This is a genomic window from Marinomonas ostreistagni (assembly GCF_016888445.1).
Lineage (GTDB): Bacteria > Pseudomonadota > Gammaproteobacteria > Pseudomonadales > Marinomonadaceae > Marinomonas > Marinomonas ostreistagni.
In genome coordinates, this window is sequence record NZ_JAFEKF010000003.1 from 1 (window position 1) to 19743 (window position 19743).

At 47.9% G+C, this 19743-nt stretch carries 16 protein-coding genes and 2 rRNA genes; 7 read left to right on the forward strand and 11 right to left on the reverse strand.

Annotated features, from left to right (window positions below; all coding sequences use genetic code 11):
• Nucleotides 1–108: ribosomal RNA gene (locus JQX58_RS09805) — 23S ribosomal RNA — on the forward strand; the annotation flags it as partial.
• A 159-nt stretch (nucleotides 109–267) separates the two neighbouring features.
• A 5S ribosomal RNA gene (gene rrf, locus JQX58_RS09810) occupies nucleotides 268–382 on the forward strand.
• A gap of 316 nt (nucleotides 383–698) precedes the next feature.
• Here rrf and JQX58_RS09815 read toward each other — a convergent pair.
• Nucleotides 699–2399 (reverse strand): protein adenylyltransferase SelO, encoded by a 1701-nt coding sequence (locus JQX58_RS09815; protein ID WP_204146686.1) that lies wholly within the window; start codon nucleotides 2397–2399, stop codon nucleotides 699–701.
• 198 nt (nucleotides 2400–2597) lie between these two features.
• Here JQX58_RS09815 and JQX58_RS09820 point away from each other — a divergent pair, with 198 nt between their 5' ends.
• On the forward strand, nucleotides 2598–3899 hold the full coding sequence (locus JQX58_RS09820; RefSeq protein ID WP_204146687.1) for an MFS transporter: 1302 nt from the start codon (nucleotides 2598–2600) through the stop codon (nucleotides 3897–3899).
• Here the strand turns inward: JQX58_RS09820 and JQX58_RS09825 are convergent.
• The 6 genes from JQX58_RS09825 to gap form a co-directional block, all read right to left on the reverse strand.
• Nucleotides 3896–4375, reverse strand: a complete 480-nt coding sequence (locus JQX58_RS09825; protein WP_204146688.1) for an Lrp/AsnC family transcriptional regulator — start codon at nucleotides 4373–4375, stop codon at nucleotides 3896–3898. The genes JQX58_RS09820 and JQX58_RS09825 overlap by 4 nt on opposite strands.
• A gap of 175 nt (nucleotides 4376–4550) precedes the next feature.
• On the reverse strand, nucleotides 4551–5621 hold the full coding sequence (gene purK, locus JQX58_RS09830) for a 5-(carboxyamino)imidazole ribonucleotide synthase (RefSeq protein WP_204146689.1): 1071 nt from the start codon (nucleotides 5619–5621) through the stop codon (nucleotides 4551–4553).
• 3 nt (nucleotides 5622–5624) lie between these two features.
• Nucleotides 5625–6116, reverse strand: a complete 492-nt coding sequence (purE, locus tag JQX58_RS09835) for a 5-(carboxyamino)imidazole ribonucleotide mutase (RefSeq protein ID WP_204146690.1) — start codon at nucleotides 6114–6116, stop codon at nucleotides 5625–5627.
• A 200-nt stretch (nucleotides 6117–6316) separates the two neighbouring features.
• Nucleotides 6317–6772: a methylglyoxal synthase gene (locus JQX58_RS09840; RefSeq protein ID WP_204146691.1), complete on the reverse strand. Its 456-nt coding sequence runs from the start codon at nucleotides 6770–6772 to the stop codon at nucleotides 6317–6319.
• Nucleotides 6772–8217: a pyruvate kinase gene (gene pyk / locus JQX58_RS09845; protein ID WP_204146692.1), complete on the reverse strand. Its 1446-nt coding sequence runs from the start codon at nucleotides 8215–8217 to the stop codon at nucleotides 6772–6774. Before pyk ends, JQX58_RS09840 begins: the two co-directional genes overlap by 1 nt.
• 82 nt (nucleotides 8218–8299) lie before the next feature.
• Nucleotides 8300–9313 carry a type I glyceraldehyde-3-phosphate dehydrogenase gene (gene gap / locus JQX58_RS09850; RefSeq protein ID WP_204146693.1) on the reverse strand — a complete coding sequence of 338 codons (1014 nt, stop codon included), beginning with the start codon at nucleotides 9311–9313 and terminating at the stop codon, nucleotides 8300–8302.
• Nucleotides 9314–9687: 374 nt separating this feature from the next.
• Between gap and edd the strand changes: the two genes are divergently transcribed.
• Entirely contained in the window at nucleotides 9688–11502 is a 1815-nt protein-coding gene (edd, locus tag JQX58_RS09855) for a phosphogluconate dehydratase (protein WP_204146694.1), read from the forward strand.
• Between the two features lie 151 nt (nucleotides 11503–11653).
• Here the strand turns inward: edd and putP are convergent, their stop codons facing one another.
• Nucleotides 11654–13150, reverse strand: a complete 1497-nt coding sequence (gene putP / locus JQX58_RS09860; protein WP_204146695.1) for a sodium/proline symporter PutP — start codon at nucleotides 13148–13150, stop codon at nucleotides 11654–11656.
• A gap of 330 nt (nucleotides 13151–13480) precedes the next feature.
• Nucleotides 13481–14341: a transcriptional regulator HexR gene (gene hexR / locus JQX58_RS09865; protein WP_204146696.1), complete on the reverse strand. Its 861-nt coding sequence runs from the start codon at nucleotides 14339–14341 to the stop codon at nucleotides 13481–13483.
• An 89-nt stretch (nucleotides 14342–14430) separates the two neighbouring features.
• Between hexR and JQX58_RS09870 the strand changes: the two genes are divergently transcribed.
• Together JQX58_RS09870 and ung are read left to right on the forward strand one after the other, a co-directional pair.
• Nucleotides 14431–15318 (forward strand): choline kinase family protein, encoded by an 888-nt coding sequence (locus tag JQX58_RS09870; RefSeq protein WP_204146697.1) that lies wholly within the window; start codon nucleotides 14431–14433, stop codon nucleotides 15316–15318.
• Between the two features lie 2 nt (nucleotides 15319–15320).
• Complete coding sequence (gene ung / locus JQX58_RS09875) at nucleotides 15321–16004, forward strand: uracil-DNA glycosylase (RefSeq protein ID WP_204146698.1); 684 nt, start codon at nucleotides 15321–15323, stop codon at nucleotides 16002–16004.
• Nucleotides 16005–16034: 30 nt separating this feature from the next.
• On the opposite strand, the gene ygfZ is transcribed toward ung, so the two are convergent.
• The gene (gene ygfZ / locus JQX58_RS09880; protein WP_204146699.1) at nucleotides 16035–16946 is read right to left on the reverse strand and encodes a CAF17-like 4Fe-4S cluster assembly/insertion protein YgfZ; all 912 of its coding nucleotides are present in this window, start codon (nucleotides 16944–16946) and stop codon (nucleotides 16035–16037) included.
• Nucleotides 16947–17177: 231 nt separating this feature from the next.
• Here ygfZ and xylB point away from each other — a divergent pair, with 231 nt between their 5' ends.
• The gene (gene xylB, locus JQX58_RS09885; protein ID WP_204146700.1) at nucleotides 17178–18674 is read left to right on the forward strand and encodes a xylulokinase; all 1497 of its coding nucleotides are present in this window, start codon (nucleotides 17178–17180) and stop codon (nucleotides 18672–18674) included.
• A gap of 96 nt (nucleotides 18675–18770) precedes the next feature.
• Here xylB and JQX58_RS09890 read toward each other — a convergent pair whose 3' ends face one another.
• Nucleotides 18771–19661: a helix-turn-helix domain-containing protein gene (locus JQX58_RS09890; RefSeq protein ID WP_204146701.1), complete on the reverse strand. Its 891-nt coding sequence runs from the start codon at nucleotides 19659–19661 to the stop codon at nucleotides 18771–18773.
• Nucleotides 19662–19743: the final 82 nt, after the last annotated feature.

The following is a 19743-nucleotide window of genomic DNA, read 5'->3' on the forward strand; positions in this document are numbered from 1 at the left end:
TAAAGTGCCCTAAAGAGCCGTTCGAGACTAGGACGTTGATAGGTTGGGTGTGTAAGCGCTGTGAGGCGTTGAGCTAACCAATACTAATTGCTCGTGAGGCTTGACCATATAACACCAAAGTGGTTTTACTACAAAGAATTTACGATAACATCGGTTTGACCTTGGTTATCGCTGTTTCAAAAGACAATTGTTGAAGACATCAAGTTTATGAACTTGCGTGTTTTGGAAAAAGCAACAAGCTACCCAAAACGAACGCAAACCCGTTTGCTTGACGATCATAGAGGCGTTGAACCACCTGATCCCATCCCGAACTCAGAAGTGAAAGGCGCCATCGCCGATGGTAGTGTGGGAGATCCCATGTGAGAGTAGGTCGTCGTCAAGCTTTTAATTAAGAAGCCCTGATCGCTAGCGCGGTCAGGGCTTTTTTACGTCTGGCGAAAAAGCTTAGGCTTGAGAGATTTGTGGTTGAGCGTCGGCGCCATAACACCTTTTACGCGCCACATATCGGCACCACGCGCCAATATGAAATGGGCGCTGCAAAAGGGTTATGACGCCTACTCCAAAGTTTCTTCAGGGCTTCGGTTCTTGTACGAGGGCGTTTCACGCGCGATCGCAAGCAACGCTTGCTGGGCTTAAGCAAGGCGGCTAACGCCGCCAGTCACGGGCAATAGCCCCTTCGTACAACATTCGCGTGAGATCTATGAAGAACAGCTGTAATGGCTAACGCCGCCCATGCGATAGAACTCTTCTGGACGTAGGCGGTAATATTTATCTTCGATCTCTTTAGACTGCTCTTGGTAAGGGGTGTTAAGCACTGTTTGCAGCTCTTGAAGCGGTGCGTAGTTACCTTGCTCTGCTGCCTGATAAGCAGGGACGATTAGCCACTCTCGCCAGGTGTACTTGGGGTTCACTTGTTTCATTACTTGGCTCACACGTTCGTGCTGCTCGTTTGCTCTAATGGCATCGCGCCATTGATCAAGCCATTGCTGCCATTGAGTCAGCTGTTCATCCGTTGCCGTTTGGTAGAATGTGCATGTGAGGGAGGAAGTATCTTTTGGTACATGTGACAGCTCACGGAACAGCATATTAAAGTCTGCACGGGTGCTTACCATGAGATTTAATAATCCCATCACTAGATCGGAATCATAATATTCCATGCCCAGCTTACTGGCCCACATGCTGTCTAGTTTTTGTTTCATAACCTCCATGAATTGATCACGGGTCTGCCTTAGTGCCGCTAAGCTTCCCTCCTCTTTTTGTAGCAAGGGCTCGAGTGATTTGCAGAACATGCTGAAGTTTTGATGTGCTGCTAGTGGTTGATTTAAAAAGGCAAAGTGGCGTCCTCCACCAGTCCAAGGCTGAAATGCAGGGTCAAACATTTCACAAAAACCAAAGGGGCCGTAATCCAAGGTGTAGCCACCAGCTGGGCAGTTGTCGCCATTAAAGTTGCCTTGGCAGTAGCCTACTCGAATCCAGTCGGCTACGAGATTGCTGAGACGTTCACAAAGTAGTTGCGCAAGCTTAATCAGTTGATCAGAGAAAGTGAGTGTTTGATCGATATCTTCTGAATATTCTCTATTGATCAGATGGCGTACGAGCATTTCGAGTTCGTTCAAGGCATTAGGGTGTGCACCGGAGCGAGCGCGACGGGCAAATAACTCAAGCTGGCCAACGCGAATAAAAGACGGTGCGACTCGAGTAGAAATCGCCACTGGATTGGATACCATTATTTCTGGATCGTTAGACTGTGAGCCTTCACGATACCAAGGGCGGTTGACGTGTTCGCTGTGAGAAACAAAGAGACTCAGCGAGCGTGAGGTCGGAATGCCAAGCGCATGCATGGCTTCTTGGGCTAAAAACTCTCGCACACTTGAGCGCAGTACAGCGCGACCATCACCACCACGACAATAAGGCGTGCGGCCCCCACCTTTAAGCTGCATTTCCCAGCGTTTACCTTGAAATACACCTTCAAATACCGACATCGCGCGGCCATCACCATAGCCATTGCCTGTGCCAAAAGGACACTGTTGTGTGTATTCAGTGCCATAAATAGAGAGCGCGTAGCCTGTTGCCCAACCAACCTTGGACATAGGCGCAGGCGCATACGAGAGGTCTCCGGAGAAAATACGCTGAAACTCTGGTTGCTGCGCTAGCTCATCGGCTAAGCCGAGTTCTGCGAATAAGTTCTGGCTGTGAGCAGCGTATTGAGCATCTGGCAAAGGCGTCGGTTTAACAGGCACAAAATGGCCCGAGTAAACTTGTCTTGGCTGGTGTTCGTCACCGTTTTTTTGCGCATCTGGGTCGGCGTTTAGGGTGTTCATTAAAGAGTAGTCAGCTAATTTCGCAAACGCTTCAATGGAGGCTATTTTTGGGGACTGATCACTGGTGTCATTGGCCATGGTGTGATTTCTCTCTTAATCATGCTAGATGAATTCGTCTTATCAATAAATTGTATTTATGCAGCTCAATGATAGATAGGCCTTTAGGCGTTTTTAGTCTTGAACCTCATTACTTTAAGATTAGCTGCGCAATTAATTGAACTGATTCATTAAAATAGTGCGTACTTTATTTAGTTCTAAAAATAAGGATTTTGGTCAATGAGTAGTCAATCATGGGTAACAAGCCTGTATAAGTGGATGGTGAAGTCTGAAGAAAAAGAGGAGGGCGAAAAGCGCTCTGTCGCGAAGAATTTTTTAAGATTGATTAGCGCTCAGTTTTTAACCAATACTGGTGATGCCATTGTTAATCCTAAGGTTACACTACCGTGGCTTTTGCAAAGCGTTGGAGCACCGACTTTTCTAGTGGGTTGGTTAGTCCCTATCCGTGAAAGTGGCTCTTTATTGCCGCAACTGTTTATATCAAGCGCTATGCAAAGGTTAACTATACGTAAGTGGGTTTGGATTGCTGGCAGCCTTATTCAAGCTTTAAGCTTAATTTTAATGGCTGTAGTGGCCTCTACCTTAGAAGGCTTAACGGCAGGCTTGCTGATTGTGCTGCTATTAGCGCTGTTCAGCCTCGCTCGAGGGCTAAATTCGGTAGCGACCAAAGACATTCTAGGTAAAACCATTCCTAAATCAGAACGTGGCCAAGTAACCGGCTTGTCTGCAAGTGCCGCCGGTTTGGTGACCATCGGTATTGGCGTATTCATGCTATTAAGCTATCAGCTGGGCTGGAATAACTCGAGTTACTTTGTCTGGGGGCTGGTCATGGGTGGTGCGCTTTGGGGCATTGCCGCGTTGATCTTTGCTGGGGTGAATGAGCCAAAAAGCGAAACTCAAGACTCAGATTTTAGTGTCAAAGACTCACTCAAGCAGCTGTCACTACTGAAAACAGATAAAGCCTTTCGCCATTTTGTGATGACGCGTGCATTCTTCTTAGGTACTGCTTTAAGTGCACCTTATTATGTACTGTTGGCAGAAGAGCATGTCGGTGACTCTATTTGGGTGCTAGCCATCTTTATGGTGATCAGTGGCCTAGCGGGGCTGCTTTCTGGGCCGTTTTGGGGGCGTTTTTCAGACGCCTCGAGTCGTAAGGTGCTGATTTGGGCTGCGGCCTTAGGAGCGCTTACAGGGGCTCTATTATTTGCCATAGCTAAACTTCAGCCGCAATGGTTGGGCAGCATGTGGCTGCTGCCAGTGTTTTATTTCTTACTTACGGTTTTCCATCAAGGCATAAGAGTGGGTCGTAAGACCTATTTAGTAGATATGGCTGAAGGCAATAAGCGTACTAGCTACGTTGCCGTCGGCAATACCGCGATCGGTCTTATGTTACTTTTGATGAGCCTTTTGGGCGTGTTGAGTGAAGTGATCTCGCTTGAGGCACTGATTCTCGTATACGCTGTGATTACTATGGTTGGTGTGTACATGGCTATACGTTTGCCTGATGTATCGAAGAATTAATCGACTTCAGGCAAAGGTACGCAGTGACGTTGTTTAATTTTATTCAGCACGACGGTAGAGCGAATGTCTCGGACGGCTTCTAAGGCGCCGATCTCTTGGTTCAAAAACTCTGACAATGAGGGTAAATCGCGAGCGATGACACGTAGCCAGTAGTCACATTCACCTGTTACAGCGTAGCATTCTAAAACAGTGTCGAGTGTGCTGATGTGTTGTTGGAATTGCTCTCTGGCACTGGCTTGTCCGGTATTGAGCGTGACGCTGATAAAGGCTGTCACATCAAAGCCTAGTGCTAAACTGTTGAGTTGGGTGTTGTAAGCTTGGATCAGCTGACTTTGCTCTAGACGTTGTAGACGCCTCGAACACTGAGAAGGTGAGAGGTTAACCTGTTCAGATAAGGCCACATTTGATAAGCGAGCATTGGACTGCAGTGCATTCAGTAGCTTCCAGTCATAGGCATCAAGTTCTAGTTGGTTCATTCAAGGTTCCCATTAAGAAAAGCATCGGTTGGTATAATTGGTTTTATAACCGTAGCGCTTCTATCGTAGGCAATTTGAAAGATTAAACAAGCACATTTTTTGCTTTTTTAATAAGAATGAGCAAGTAAAAAGCTCAGATATAAAAAAGGCTACCAATGGTAGCCTTTTAAATGCATTAAGCAGAAGGGAGGTTTTTAGCCAACCAAGACAATGCTTCGTCGTAAGGAGCAGGCATTGTTGCGAGTGCTTTTAAGATGCTTTGTAGTTGGTTTACATCACCTGAGCAAGCATTTAAATGGCCTACTTTGCGACCTGGGCGTACCTCTTTGCGGTACCAGTAAAGCTCAAGGCCTTGAATAGCAAGCCAGTCATAATCGACATCAACACCGATCAAGTTCACCATCATGCTTTGATTTTTCACTTCAGCGGGTGCTAAAGGTAAACCTGCCACGGCACGGATATGATTTTCAAATTGGTCAACACTTGCACCAGCTTGAGTCCAGTGACCGCTGTTGTGTACACGTGGTGCTAATTCATTGATCAGTAGCTGATCGCCGCAACGGAAACATTCCATCGCCATCACGCCGACGTAGTCCAGCGCATCCATCAACTTGCCAAGCATGCCTTCAGCTTGCTCTTGCAGGTGCGCTAGGCGTTCAAGAGGTGAAATGGATGCGTATAAGATGCCATTGATATGTAGGTTAAGCGTCAGCGGGTAAAAGTACTTCTCGCCATTTTTACCGCGCACACCGACGACTGACACTTCTTCATCGAAGTTAATCGCTTGTTCGGCAATCGCTAGGCCTTTCCAGTCGTCAGGGATTTCTGTGCCTTCGGCTTGTTTAAGCCAGTATTGGCCTTTTCCGTCATAACCACCACGGCGACGCTTCATCAATACGCGATCGCCCAGCGTTTGGTAGGCTTTTTCGGCGCTTGAGTCGTCTTCCACTGGGAACCAAGGCGCTGTCGCTAGATCAAGTTTGTCGATCCATTGCTTTTGCGTCAGACGGTCAGCCAATTGTGGGAAGGTTTTTAGGTTAACGAAGTTAGGGTGTGCCGCAAGCTGTTTGGTAGCAGCCGTTTCCGGCCAGTCTTCACGCTCTGCTGTGACGATGTCGTCCGCCTGTAATGGCAGGGTCTCGTCAGTTTCAATATCCACCGGTTTAACATCTAGGCCGAGTGGATTAGCCGCTTGCTTTAGCATCGCGCCTAGTTGGCCGGCGCCCAGTACCCAAATAGATGACATGAATTATTCCTCGCGTGGATCAGGATTGGCTAAGACAGTGTCGGTCTGTTCATCGCGGAACGAATCGATACGTTGCGCAAGCTCTGGGTCTTCATTGGCCAAAATTTGGCAAGCAAGCAAACCAGCGTTGAATGCACCCGCTGTACCAATGGCTAGCGTGCCTACTGCTACACCTTTAGGCATTTGGGCGATAGATAGCAAGCTGTCCATACCATTTAACGCTTTACTTTGGACCGGTACACCCAATACTGGAAGGCGAGTATGCGCAGCCACCATACCTGGCAAGTGCGCGGCACCGCCCGCACCACCGATAATGACTTTGAAGCCACGCTCTACGGCGCTTTCAGAAAACTCAGCCAACTTAACAGGTGTACGGTGTGCAGACACCACTTCTACATGGTAGGCAACGCCTAATTTATCCATGATCTCAGCGGCCGCTTCCATGGTTGCCCAGTCACTTTTCGATCCCATAATAAGGGCTACTTTCGCTTGCAAAATCGTTCTCCTGCGCTGCGCTCCAACGGGTATGAGGGGAAATGTCGGAGGTTTAATTGAAAACTGTGACGGAGTTGCGCTCAACTCCAGTAAATAGGGGCGATAATATAGCCGATTTTCGCCTAAACCGCGAGTTAGGTTGTGCTAAGAAACGACTTTTTTGCCGCTAAATGGGGAATCTTAAGAACAAAAAAGGCGAGTTAAGTTCTCGCCTTTAAATAGCTCTCGTAGTCTGGGATTTGTTTTTCAAACGCTTCATCAAACAAGGGGGAGCTGATGAGGAAATTGGCCGATGAGACACTACAGGCAATCGGAATATTCCAAACTGCTGCGACACGTAGCAAGGCTTTGATGTCTGGGTCATGTGGCATCGGTTCAAACGGATCCCAAAAGAAAATCAGAATGTCGATTTTGCCTTCGGCGATTAATCCGCCTAATTGCTGGTCGCCGCCAAGTGGGCCGCTGATCAAGGCATTGACTGGCACGCCTAGCTCTTTTTGTAAAAGAGAGCCAGTCGTACCTGTCGCCATAAGCTCATGCTTGATCAACTTTGCGCGGTGCTCACTGGCCCATGCGGTCAATTCTGACTTCATGTTGTCGTGGGCAACCAAGGCAACGCGCTTGCGCGCTGCCGTGGTGATGGATTTTTTATCCATTAAGCGACTTCACCAACTTGCACGGCTTTGATCATGTTGGTCGTACCGTGTGATACCAAGTGGTCACCTTTAGTCACGATAACCAAATCGCCATCTTGTACGTAGCCAAGCGATTTCACTTTATCCACTAGACCCGCGATGATGGTATCCACATCGTGCTCATGTGAAGGGAATGCCACTGGTGTAACGCCACGGTAAAGCGCCGTTTTGTTCAGTGTTTCTTGGTTTGGTGACAGTGCAAAAATTGGCAAGCCAGAAGAGATGCGTGACAGCAATAGTGGTGTTGTACCTGATGCTGTTAAGCTGATGATCGCTTTCACACCTTCAAGGTGGTTAGCTGCGTACATCGCTGACATAGCAATGGTTTCTGTCACTGAGGTGAAGGTCACATCTAGACGGTGCTTAGAGCGCATAACAGAAGGCTGCTTTTCGGCGCCTAGACATACGCTGTCCATTTTCTTAACCACTTCTTCTGGGAAGTCACCAGCAGCGGTTTCGGCAGACAGCATAACGGCGTCAGTGCCATCAAGTACCGCGTTTGCCACGTCGAACACTTCGGCACGAGTTGGCATCGCTTGCGTGATCATAGTTTCCATCATTTGGGTCGCTGTGATCACAGGGCGGTTTAACTGGCGGCAGCGCTTGATCATGTGTTTTTGCACACCGATTAGCTCAGCATCGCCGATTTCTACACCTAGGTCGCCACGGGCAACCATCACTGCGTCAGACGCTTGAATGATCGCATCAAGTGTCGCGTCGTCAGCTACAGCTTCAGCACGCTCAACCTTTGCCACAATGCCTGTCTCTAGGCCAGCAGCGTGAGCTAATTCACGCGCTTCTTCAAGATCTGCTGCACTGCGTGGGAAAGACACGGCAAGGTAATCAGCTTTTAGTGCTGCTGCGGTCTTGATGTCTTCTTTATCTTTATCGGTTAGTGCCGCTGCAGACAAGCCACCACCTTGGCGGTTGATGCCTTTGTTGTTTGATAGGGCGCCACCAACAATGACTTTAGTCACTACTTCATTACCGTTCACAGCCGTGACTTCTAGTACTACGCGGCCATCATCCAACAATAGAATGTTGCCAGGCGAAGAGTCTGCTGCCAGTTGTGGGTAGTCGATACCAACGCGCGTTGCATCGCCAGCGTTCTTGTCAAAGCCAACATCTAGGATAAAGGTTGCGCCTTCTTCTAGGTGAACTTTGGTGTCTTTGAAGCGTGCAATACGGATTTTAGGGCCTTGAAGGTCTCCTAAAATGGCAACGTGGCGCTTGTTTTTAGCAGCCATTTCGCGCACCACTGCGGCACGATTAATATGATCTTCAGGTTGCCCGTGAGAAAAATTTAGACGGAAAACATTGGCCCCAGCTAGGATCAGTTTTTCGATCATTTCTGGTGAGCTGGAAGCGGGTCCTAATGTGGCAACGATTTTTGTTCTGCGGGTCATATTGATTCCAATAAATTGATAAAGCGTAGTGCGAAGTATAAGAGATGAAAAAGGCTGCGTCAGCAGCCTTTTTGAATAAGTATTACTTAGCGTTCATCAATGCGATGGTATTGTCGAGCATACGGTTAGAGAAGCCCCACTCGTTATCATACCAAGCCATCACTTTGACAAGCTTGCCTTGAACGCGAGTTTGGGTCGCATCAAAGTTAGAGGTGTAAGTACTGTGGTTGAAGTCAGAAGATACCAATGGTTCATGGTTAATGCACAGTGCTTCCGCCAAGACTGGGTCAGCAGCGATTGCATCAGCAATGATTTGGTTTACTTCTTCAGCGGTCGTTTCACGCGGTGCTTGGAAGGTCAAATCAACAAGCGATACGTTAATAGTCGGTACGCGAACGGCCATACCATCGAACTTACCAGCAAGCTCTGGCACCACTAGACCCACTGCAGCGGCCGCGCCGGTTTTAGTTGGGATCATGTTCATGGCTGCAGCGCGAGCACGGTAAAGGTCAGAGTGGTAAACATCTGATAAACGCTGGTCGTTAGTGTAGGCGTGGATAGTAGTCATTAAACCGTTTTCAATGCCCAGCTTGTCGTTAAGCGGTTTTGCGATCGGTGCAAGACAGTTAGTGGTGCAAGATGCGTTAGAGATAACGGTCATATCAGACGTTAATACGTCTTGGTTAACCCCGTAAACAACGGTGGCATCGACTTCTTTACCAGGTGCAGAGATGATAACTTTTTTAGCGCCCGCTGTGACGTGTGCACCAGCTGTCTCTTTCGTTGTAAATAGGCCAGTACATTCGTAAACCACGTCAATACCTAGGTCGCCCCAAGGTAAGTTTGCTGGATCACGCTCTGAGAAGGTAAGGATTTTATCTTCGTTAATGTACAGTGCTTCGGCATCAAAATTCACATCCGCATTGAAACGTCCGTGAACTGTGTCATATTTAGTTAAGTGAGCATTGATTTTGGCATCGCCTAAATCATTGATAGCAACCACTTGGATTTGGTCACGTTTACCTGACTCATATAGTGCGCGAAGCACGTTGCGTCCGATACGTCCATAACCATTGATAGCTACTTTAATCGTCATATCTCACTCCTGATAGTCAAAAATACTTACTGTCCAAAGGGATAATTGTAGGACAGAATTCTTTCGATGTTATTGTAAAAACACTACAAAAATAAAAAAACACCCACTTATATCATGTTTTATTGACGGCTTCTGGTGAAGAAGACGTCACTCTTTTGTAATGAACATTCATATAGATTGTTTAATGGCACTATTTTAACCAAAAAAAAGTGTCTGGATAGTGTTTTGGTAAAAAAATTACATGAATTGGCGGGTTTTTTGACCTCAAACCCTTGTTTGTGCCGTTTTAATGTTTAAAATGTAGTAAAATTACATAAAAGTTGGCCGTTGAGCTTTGCGTTAGCATCCATCAATTGCCCCTATGGAGAAAGAGAATGAACCCGATTGTGGAAAAAGTAACCCAAGCCATTATTGAGCGTAGTAAAGACTTACGTTCGCAATATCTAGCGGATATGCAACAGGCTGAGTTAAACAAACCACATCGTGGCGCATTGTCTTGCGGCAACTTGGCGCATGGTTTTGCAGCGTGTCAGCCACAAGAGAAGCAAAAGCTTAAGTTTATGGAAGAGGCGAACATTGGCATTGTTTCTTCTTACAACGATATGCTTTCGGCGCATAAGCCTTACGAGACTTACCCAGACATTATTCGCAAAGCGGTTGCCGAAATGGGCTCGGTGAGCCAGTTTGCCGGCGGTGTACCTGCGATGTGTGACGGCGTTACACAAGGTTTAGAAGGTATGGAGCTGTCACTGTTTAGCCGTGACAATATCGCCCAAGGTGCTGCCATTGCTTTGTCGCATAATATGTTTGATGCGGCACTGTTCTTAGGTATTTGTGACAAGATTATTCCAGGCCTGCTTATTGCGGCATTACGTTTTGGCCATTTGCCTTGTTTGTTTGTACCGGCAGGCCCTATGCATTCAGGGATTACCAACGCGCAAAAAGCAGCAGTGCGTCAAAAATTTGCCAAGGGTGAAGCCACTCGCGATGAGTTATTAGAAGCAGAGTCGGCGTCTTACCACAGTGCTGGGACCTGTACTTTTTATGGTACAGCTAACTCTAACCAGTTATTGGTTGAGATCATGGGCCTACAGTTACCTGGCTCTTCTTTTGTTAACCCAGATGATCCGATGCGTGAAGCGTTAACTCGTTATACCGCGCAACTGGCGACCAAAACCACAGCACTGGGTAAAGAGTATCGTCCAATTTATAAAGTCATCGACGAGCGTTCGATCGTGAACGCAATTGTTGGTCTATTGGCTACCGGTGGTTCGACTAACCATACGATGCATATCGTCGCCTTTGCCCGTGCGGCAGGGATTATTGTTAACTGGCAAGACTTTGCTGAACTGTCGAAAGTCGTGCCTTTGTTGACACGCATTTATCCAAATGGCCAAGCCGATATTAATCATTTTCAAGCGGCCGGTGGTATGGCGTTCCTAACTAAGCAGTTGTTAAAAGGTGGTTTGCTACACGAAGACGTTAATACCATTGTTGGTAGAGGCTTAAGTCATTACACGCAAGAGCCATTTATGGATGGCGAGAACTTGGTATGGCGTGATGGCGTCGCCGAGAGTCTTGATGAAGAGGTGGTGCGCCCAATCGAAAACCCGTTTAGCAAAGAAGGCGGGTTAGCATTACTACAAGGTAATCTTGGCCGCGCCGTAATCAAAGTATCGGCAGTTAAAGAAGAAAATCGCATTATCGAAGCGCCAGCGGCAGTGTTTCACGATCAGAATCAGCTAGTGGAAGCGATTCGCAGCGGTGAGTTACAGCGTGATTGTGTGGCTGTGGTGCGTTACCAAGGACCAAAAGCCATCGGTATGCCTGAGCTGCACAAGCTGACGCCTTACCTTGGTAACTTGCAAGACCAAGGTTACAAGGTGGCGCTGGTGACAGACGGTCGTATGTCGGGTGCGTCGGGTAAAGTGCCAGCAGCGATTCACCTGACGCCCGAAGCGTTAGCCGGTGGCATGATTGCTAAAATCAAAACGGGCGATATGGTGCGTTTGGATGCCGTCGCAGGCACGCTATCGGTACTGGTTGACGAGGCTGAACTAGCCGCGCGTGAGGCGGCTCCTTATGATTTAAGTGCTTCCCATCAAGGTATGGGGCGTGAATTGTTTGCCAGCTCACGTTTATTGGTGAGTGGCGCGGAGCAGGGCGCTTGCTCATTGTTCCATGATTAATAGATTTCTCTGACTACTAACGTTTGTTAGTAATGGTGTTTAGGCCTCCTTCGGGAGGCCTTTTTTTTGGCTCTGCGTTTAGCGACTGGTGTTTTGGACATAAAAAAGCCGAGTGTGGTGAGCACTCGGCTTAAGCGATAAGACGTTTAGATTAATCTAGCGTCTCAAGTTTGTTTTCATAATCCTCGAACGAATCGAGTACTTTCTTACTCGGTGCACCCGTTGCCAAGCTCACAACGATGATGGCTAGTGTTGAAAGGATAAAGCCAGGCACGATTTCGTATAGGTCGAAAATGCCGCCTGATAGCTGTTTCCACACTACAATAGTGATACCACCTACAAGCATACCTGCCATGGCTCCGTTGCGGTTCATATTGCGCCAGAACAGGCTCAAAATAATGGCTGGGCCAAAGGCCGCGCCAAAACCACCCCAAGCGTAAGAGACCAAACCTAGCACTGAGCTGTCAGGGTCAAACGCTAAAATGAGGGCAATGATCGACAGTGCAACCACACCTAGGCGGCCAACGTTGACGATTTGTGACTGTGACGCATTAGGATTGATCCAAGCTTTGTAGAAGTCTTCGGCCAAAGCGGAAGAAGACACCAATAACTGGGAGTCGGCGGTACTCATGATCGCCGCTAAGATAGCTGCTAATAAGATGCCGGCAATCACTGGGTTAAAGACAGCATTCACCAAAATCATGAAGATCTTTTCGCCATCAGCCAATGAACCGCCCATGTGATTGTCGACATAAACGATACCGACTAGACCGATTAACAAAGCACCAGCCATAGAGATCGCAGTCCAACCCACGGCAATACGACGCGCCGTAGTGATGTCTTTATTTGAGCGAGAGGCTTTGAAGCGCGCCAAGATATGAGGCTGACCAAAGTAACCTAGGCCCCATGCTGCCAGTGAGATGATACCGATGATGCTCAGCGGTTCACCGTTGATATCGCTCCATAGGGTCAATAGATCTGGGTTTTTCGCGGCTAGGGTATCGGATAACTGAGTCCAGTCGCCTTCGATGATTGCAAACGGCACAATCGCCAGTGCTGCACACATCAACAGACCTTGGATCAAGTCAGTCCAAGAAACGGCTAAGAAGCCGCCAAACAGGGTGTAGGACACAACACAAACGGTACCGATGACCACTGCCCAGCGGTAGTCTAGGCCAAATACGGTTTCGAATAGCTTACCACCGGCCACTAAGCCTGAACTGGTGTAGAACAAGAAAAACAGCAAAATAAAGAAGGCCGCAATGGTCTGAATCATTTTGGAGTTGTCTTGGAAGCGAGTGGAAAGGTATTCGGGAAGGGTCAGCGCATTATTAGCTTGAATACTGTAAGTACGTAAGCGCTTGGCACAGATTAGCCAGTTCAGCCAAGTACCGACCAATAGGCCGCCGGCTAGCCAAAAAGATTCAACGCCGGCCGCGAACGCATAGCCTGGTAGGCCCAAGAGTAGCCAGCCACTCATATCAGAAGCGCCGGCGGACAGTGCTGTCGGCCAAGGACCTAGAGAGCGTCCTCCTAAAAAATAATCCTCGGAGCTTGAGGTGCGTTTGTAAGCGTACAAACCGATGCCCAGCATAACCACCAAATATGCGAGGAAGGTAAAGCTTACGGCTAAGCTATTTTCAATCATCTTTGTCTCCATGATTTAGTTGTATTTATGCAGTGTTCTGACGGGTAAGGTTTGGATTACCTCTCCCAAGCCTAGTTGATATTGTGACCAATAGGCCCAGACACTGAGTTTTTTATTAAGATTTTTTATAACGGAGCAAGGCTGGTTCCTTATCAAAAGCATCGTGACTGAGACGGCACTTTTTGAGCCTAACCTTCGATTCTAGGTAGGAAGCGAGCATTAATCTTTCGAAATACTCCGCCAAAGTATCAAAATTCTCGTTCATTGAGCCGCTGTTTAGAAATAACGCAAACAGGCGCCCGAGGGCGCCTGTTATTTAACACTAAACGGTTAGTCTTGCTTAGGTAGGCGAGTGTCTTGAACGCTGAGTTTTAGCTTGCGTAAGTGCTCGTTGAACTCTGGACCACGTTTGAGTAGTACGCCGGTAGCCAGTGCATCGATCAGCGTTAAGTACACGATACGTGAACTCATCGGTGTGTAGATGTCGGTATCTTCGGTTTCTTCGATCGGCAGCACAATGGAACAGTGTTCGGTTAGCGGTGAACCAGGGTTGGTAATGCCGACTACTGTGGCGCCAGCCTCACGTGCAACGCGTGCGGTTTCAATTAAAGGCAATGTGCGACCGGATAGGGAAATGACCACCACCGCATCGCCAGGGTGAGTGCCGGCTGCGGCCATACGCTGAACCAAAATATCAGTGTAAGCCACCACCGGCATATTAAGGCGGAAGAATTTATGATGGGCGTCTTTGGCCACTGGGCCTGAAGCACCAAGACCGTAAAATTCGATACGACGTGACTGAGCCAAAATATCGACCACACGACTGATCAAGGTTTCTGGCAGCAATTCTTGCGCGCGGGTTAAGTTGTTTTTGGCCGCCTCGAAAATTTTGTTGGTGATGGCGCCAGCAGCATCATCAGGTTCAACGTTTAAGTTTACGTATGGCGTACCTTTGGCCAAACTTTGTGCCAAGGCTACTTTAAAGTCAGGAAAGCCGCTGCCAATCAGGCTACGGCAAAAACGGTTAACCGTTGGTTCACTTACTTCTGCACGGGCGGCAAGTTTCGCTATGCTCGAGTGAATCGTCGTTTTCGGGTCGGCGAGAATCGCCTCAGCCACTTTACGCTCAGATTTGCTTAGTGTGCTCAGTTTCTCTTGGATTCTGCGAATAATGTCTTCGTGCTTATTCATTTAGGTGCTTCAACAGTAATGTATTGACTCAAAAGGGTATCAAGGACATTCTGACAGCGGTTGATCTCTCTGGCAATAAGTGATTGAAAATGTGTCCACTTTCTAAGTACTTGAAGCAAATAAACTCCATTTTACCAGAACATGCTGACATCTCGGTCAGCGCCTTAGAAGAGGGATTTTCCAATCAAACCTATCTAATTAGTTACCAGCATGAGCCGCAGCTGGTGTTGAGGATTGCGCAGCTAGATGCGCAGGCCTTTGCTGTTGACCGTGAAGCTGAGCTTGCTATCTGGCAACTGGCGGCAGATCACGGTCTGAGTTCCGCTGTACGCTGGCACGATGCAAAAGGCACTGTAGTGTCTGATTTTATTCTCGGGCATACCTTAGCGTGGGACGTAGAACATGCTGAGCAGAGCCTTGAGCTTTATGCTATTTATGACAGCATGAAAACGCTTCATCAGATGCCACCTGTAGCAAAGCGTTATGATGTCTATCAACTGATCGATAGTTGGCTATTGAGGCTTGAGCGCCACCCAAATGTTGTCGAGATTGCACCTTTATTAGGTCAGGTTAAAGCCTTGTTTCAATCACTGACGCCTGTCTCGCCGAGCACATTGGTGCTTTGCCACAATGATCTGAACCCGAAAAATATGCTACTGAATCAAGAGCGTGCTTGGTTTATCGATTGGGAGTGTGCGGGCATGAACGATCCGCTGTTTGACTTAGCTGTGTTGAGCCACTGCCATCATTTAACGCCTACTCAAGTCGCGCAAGCGTATCAATATCTGTTTGACGAGCCGCTTAGTGCAGCGCGTAATCAGGTGCTGACTCAATACCGTCAAGCGTATGTGATCCGTGAGTTAGTCTGGTTGTTACTTAAGCACTTAGTGCATGGCTCACAAGATTTAGATTGCCTGCAGTGGTATCATGCGCTGCTTAATGATCCCGTATTTAATCCCTATTTTAAGGTTGAGTGATTATGAATCTCGCACCCGACTGGCAGGCTCATCTGGCCGACGAATTTGAAAAAGACTACATGCAGCGTTTGCGCGATTTTTTAGTGCAAGAGAAAGAGGCGCGTAAAACCATTTATCCGCGCTCCCAAGACTGCTTCAATGCGCTAAACGAAACACGCTTTGAGAACGTCAAAGTGGTGATTCTAGGGCAAGATCCTTATCACGGCCCAGACCAAGCCCATGGGTTATCTTTTTCAGTAAAGCCTGGGGTTAAAACACCACCCTCTTTGGTCAATATCTATAAAGAGCTGGAAAGCGATCTAGGTGTACCGATCGCGGATCATGGCTATTTGGTAAACTGGGCGCGCCAAGGTGTCTTACTGCTCAACAGTGTACTGACGGTAGAAGCGAGTAAGGCAGGTTCGCACCAAGGCAAAGGTTGGGAAGCCTTTACCGATCAGATTATTCAGCTGATTAACGAGCAACATTCTGGCGTAGTATTCATTTTGTGGGGCGCTTATGCGCAGAAGAAAGGTCGCCATATTGACCGCTCCAAGCATTTAGTGATCGAGAGCGTACACCCGTCACCATTGTCTGCTTATCGTGGATTCTTTGGCAGCGCGCCTTTTTCTAAGACCAATGCATACCTGGAAAGCATCGCTAAAGCGCCGATCGATTGGGGCGCACATTTACAGCCTGCATCCTAATAAAAAAGGGCCATTTTGGCCCTTTTTTCGTTAACTGCCGATCTGGTAGGGCAGTGGTAGTAATTCGACCGTTTGGTCGTTAACAAACGCTTGATCCACTTCCTCTTGATCAATGTTAAGCATGATTTGTGCGACATGCAGGTCATCAATCGCAGCACTGGCAAACACACTGCCGATGGTTTTGCCTTCACCATTGACGACGTCAGCATCTACTTCAAGTGGCGCGCTACTGCTGATTAAAGCAAGGTGCTTTTTCGATTTGCCGCGGTATTTCATACGCGCAACGATTTCTTGGCCGGTGTAACAGCCTTTGGTGAAGCTAATGCCGCCATTGCGGTGCATGTTAATCCACTGGGGTAAGATGCTTTCTACATGGGCTTGGCCTAGTAGCGGGCGTGCTGCTAATAGCGTCATAACCTGATGCGCGGATTCGTCTTCGGCATCCGGTAGCTCTTCTTGCGCCGCGGCAATGGTCAGCGTCTGGCGGAAGTAGGTATTGTCCAGCGTCAACTGGCTGCAGCCTTCTTGATGGCTTGTTGGTATCGCTTGAGCGTATTGCTCTTGCGGTGTTAATTGCTCAGTACGGGCAAACATAGAGCTGATATTGTATTGCCCACTGACGTCTTCTAGGCTGGTTTTAAAGAACACTGCGTATTTTTTTAAGTGTGTCAGCAGGGTATCGATCACATCCTGCTTTGCTACCAACAAATAAGACTCTGTACCATTTTTCAACACAAAAAAGTTGGCGATGATACGACCTTTAGGGGTACATACCGCGCCAAAGACGCTGTGCTGATCATCGACCAATTTGATGTCTGCCGTAGCTTGACCTTGTAAAAACTTGGCACTGTCGGGACCGGTCAAACCGATCACGCCCAAATCGGCGCGATGGCCGTAGCTAGTCGCGGGAAGGGACTCATTCAGTAGCTGCTCAAGCGACATAATGACCTCGATAAAAATGAATTGATATTAATCAATAATGTGAGGGTTAGTCGGTGGAATTTCAATGTTTAAAAGCGCACCGATTGCGACACATTCGCCCCCTACTATCGCAAACTTGATGCTTTCTGATCAGCATTGATACATAGCGAGCGAATTCCAGTATTTGCGTTGACTCAAGGCGCGCTTCTTCTGACACTGTTAGCAATGATCTTTTAGTGGGAATGCAGAGCTATGTTTCTAGGGTTAGATTTAGGTACATCAGGTATCAAAGGTGTTGTTATTGATGCTCAGGGCGAAGTGGTGGTGCAGGCGTCTCAGCCTCTGTCAGTAAGCGCCCTGCACGCGACTTGGTCAGAGCAGGCGCCAGAGGATTGGTGGCAGGCTTTAATCGCTGTGTGTCATAGCCTGAGTGACAGCATAGATTTATCTGGGATATGTGCCATTGGTCTCTCAGGGCAGATGCACGGTGCCACGCTATTAGATGAGAACGGTAGCGTTTTGCGTCCCTGTATTCTTTGGAACGACGGACGCAGTAAACTCCAATGTGATGCTGTTATGAAAGCGCACCCTGAGCTGCTTAAACTGTCTGGCAATTTAGCGATGCCTGGATTTACCCTACCGAAGTTATTATGGGTCAAAGAGCATGAGCCAGAAATTTTTCAGGCAGTGGATAAAGTGTTACTGCCCAAAGACTATTTGGTGTACCGCTTAACAGGCGTGTTCGCCAGCGATTGTTCTGATGCTGCGGGGACCTTGTGGCTTAATCCTGCTACACGCCAGTGGGATGAGCAGTTACTAGCGATGACAGACCTGAGTCTAGCCAATATGCCGCGTGTCTACGAAGGTCAGCAAATCGTTGGACAGGTGTCGGCAGCAGTAGCGAGTAAGCTCGGCGTTAAGCAGGTTCCTGTTGTCGCAGGAGCCGGCGACAATGCTGCGGGCGCAGTAGGAATGGGCATCACTGAGCCGGGCCAAGGTTTTGTATCACTCGGTACTTCGGGAGTATATTTTGCGGTCTCTGAAGCGCACAACGCTAAGCCTGAGCATACGGTACATGCCTTCTGTCACGCGTTGCCTAATCGTTGGCATCAAATGGGTGTAACGTTAAGTGCTGCGAATTCTTTGTCATGGTTTGCGAATTTAGTTTCTATGGCGGTACCGGAATTGCTGCAAGAGCTTGAGCACAGTTCGATTCAGCAAACATCTGTGCTGTTTTTACCCTATTTGAATGGTGAACGAACACCGATTAATGACCCCCTCGCGAATGGGCAGTTCGTCGGTTTATGGAATAGCACGCGACGAGAAGAAATGACCTTGGCCGTATTGGAGGGCATAGCGTTTTCGATTTTAGATTGTCAAAACGCCCTGGAAAGTGCAGGTACGGTGGTCGAAGAATTATCGCTGATTGGCGGTGGCGCGCGCAGTGCCTTATGGCGTCAGATCATTGCCAATGTTTTGGCTAAACCTTTGGTGTACCGTGATGGCGGAGAAGTAGGGCCAGGCTTAGGGGCAGCGCGTCTGGCGTTACTTGGTTGGCATGAGCAAAAAGGGGAGGCTACAGAAACGCTGATTCAGCAGTATTGTTCCATGCCTGAGGTGCTAGCAACACATCATCCCCAAGAGCAAATGCAATCCTACTACCAAGCTAAATATGGACTCTATCAACGCCTCTATCAGCAAACACAAGCACTCAATACAGCGTTAAATACTCTTCATTCTATAGACTAAAAAAAGTCGCCTGCAAAGAGAGGTAGGCGACTATCACATCAAGCGATTGTTCGGACAGTTGGAAAAATTTGCCGCAAGACCTGACTCGTAGCAGCGTTACTGTCCTTCGATTCGATTGTAGTACTGCGTTCGAAAATCCCTTGGTGTAACGCCTTTGAGCTCATGGAAGCGGCGATTGAAGTTGGCCACATTATTAAAGCCTACTTGAAAGCAAATATTGGCAATTTGTTGGTCCGTTTCGGTGAGTAAGTTGCAGGCTCGACTGATGCGCATGCGATTAACAAACTCCGTAAAGCGGTTGCCCGTGGCTTTTTTAAAAAAGCGAGAGAAGTGGCTATCTGACATGCCAATTAAACCCGCTACATCGGTCAGTGAGATATTGTTGGCATAATTTTGCGATACATAATCGACGACTGTGTTGATCTTGCGTTGCAAGGTTTCGCTGGACTTGAGGTCAATTTGTACCGTTGATAACAAACGATAGTTGCGGCTTTGTGATAATTGGTGCAATAACGGCAAGGCGTTAATCACCCGCTGTAAGCCCGAAGAATCGCGCACGCGAGCGAAGGCATTTTTCAAGAAATCAAAGTCTAAATCAAAAAACTCGATGCCAGATTTGGCGCGTTGTAGCATCGGCATAATTTCCGCCAGTTCAGGGAAGATCTTCATGCCGTATTCAAAGGATTCATGGTCGAACCGTATAACCATGTCGCGCAGTGGGACTTGGGCATTATCGTCTTGGCAAATCCAGTTATGAGGCAGTCGAGGGCCAGTGAGGATTAACTGTCCAGGGCTATAGTTGCCAATATAGTCACCGACGAAGACTTTGCCTTGAGAGGCGACAATAAAATGTAGTTCGTAGTCATCATGAGCGTGCCAGCGGATAAGCTCGCTGGGATTGCCGTGTTCAAGGTAGCGAATGGTTTCGATACCCTCATCTACTAACTCGTATTCTGGAATCACTCTCTTTGTCGTTATTATTGTCATAGCGTGTACCTATTTAGTTTGCGTACCACCGTCGTCGCTGTGTCAACGTCGGTGGCGCCTAGCTAAGCATAACTAATTTTTC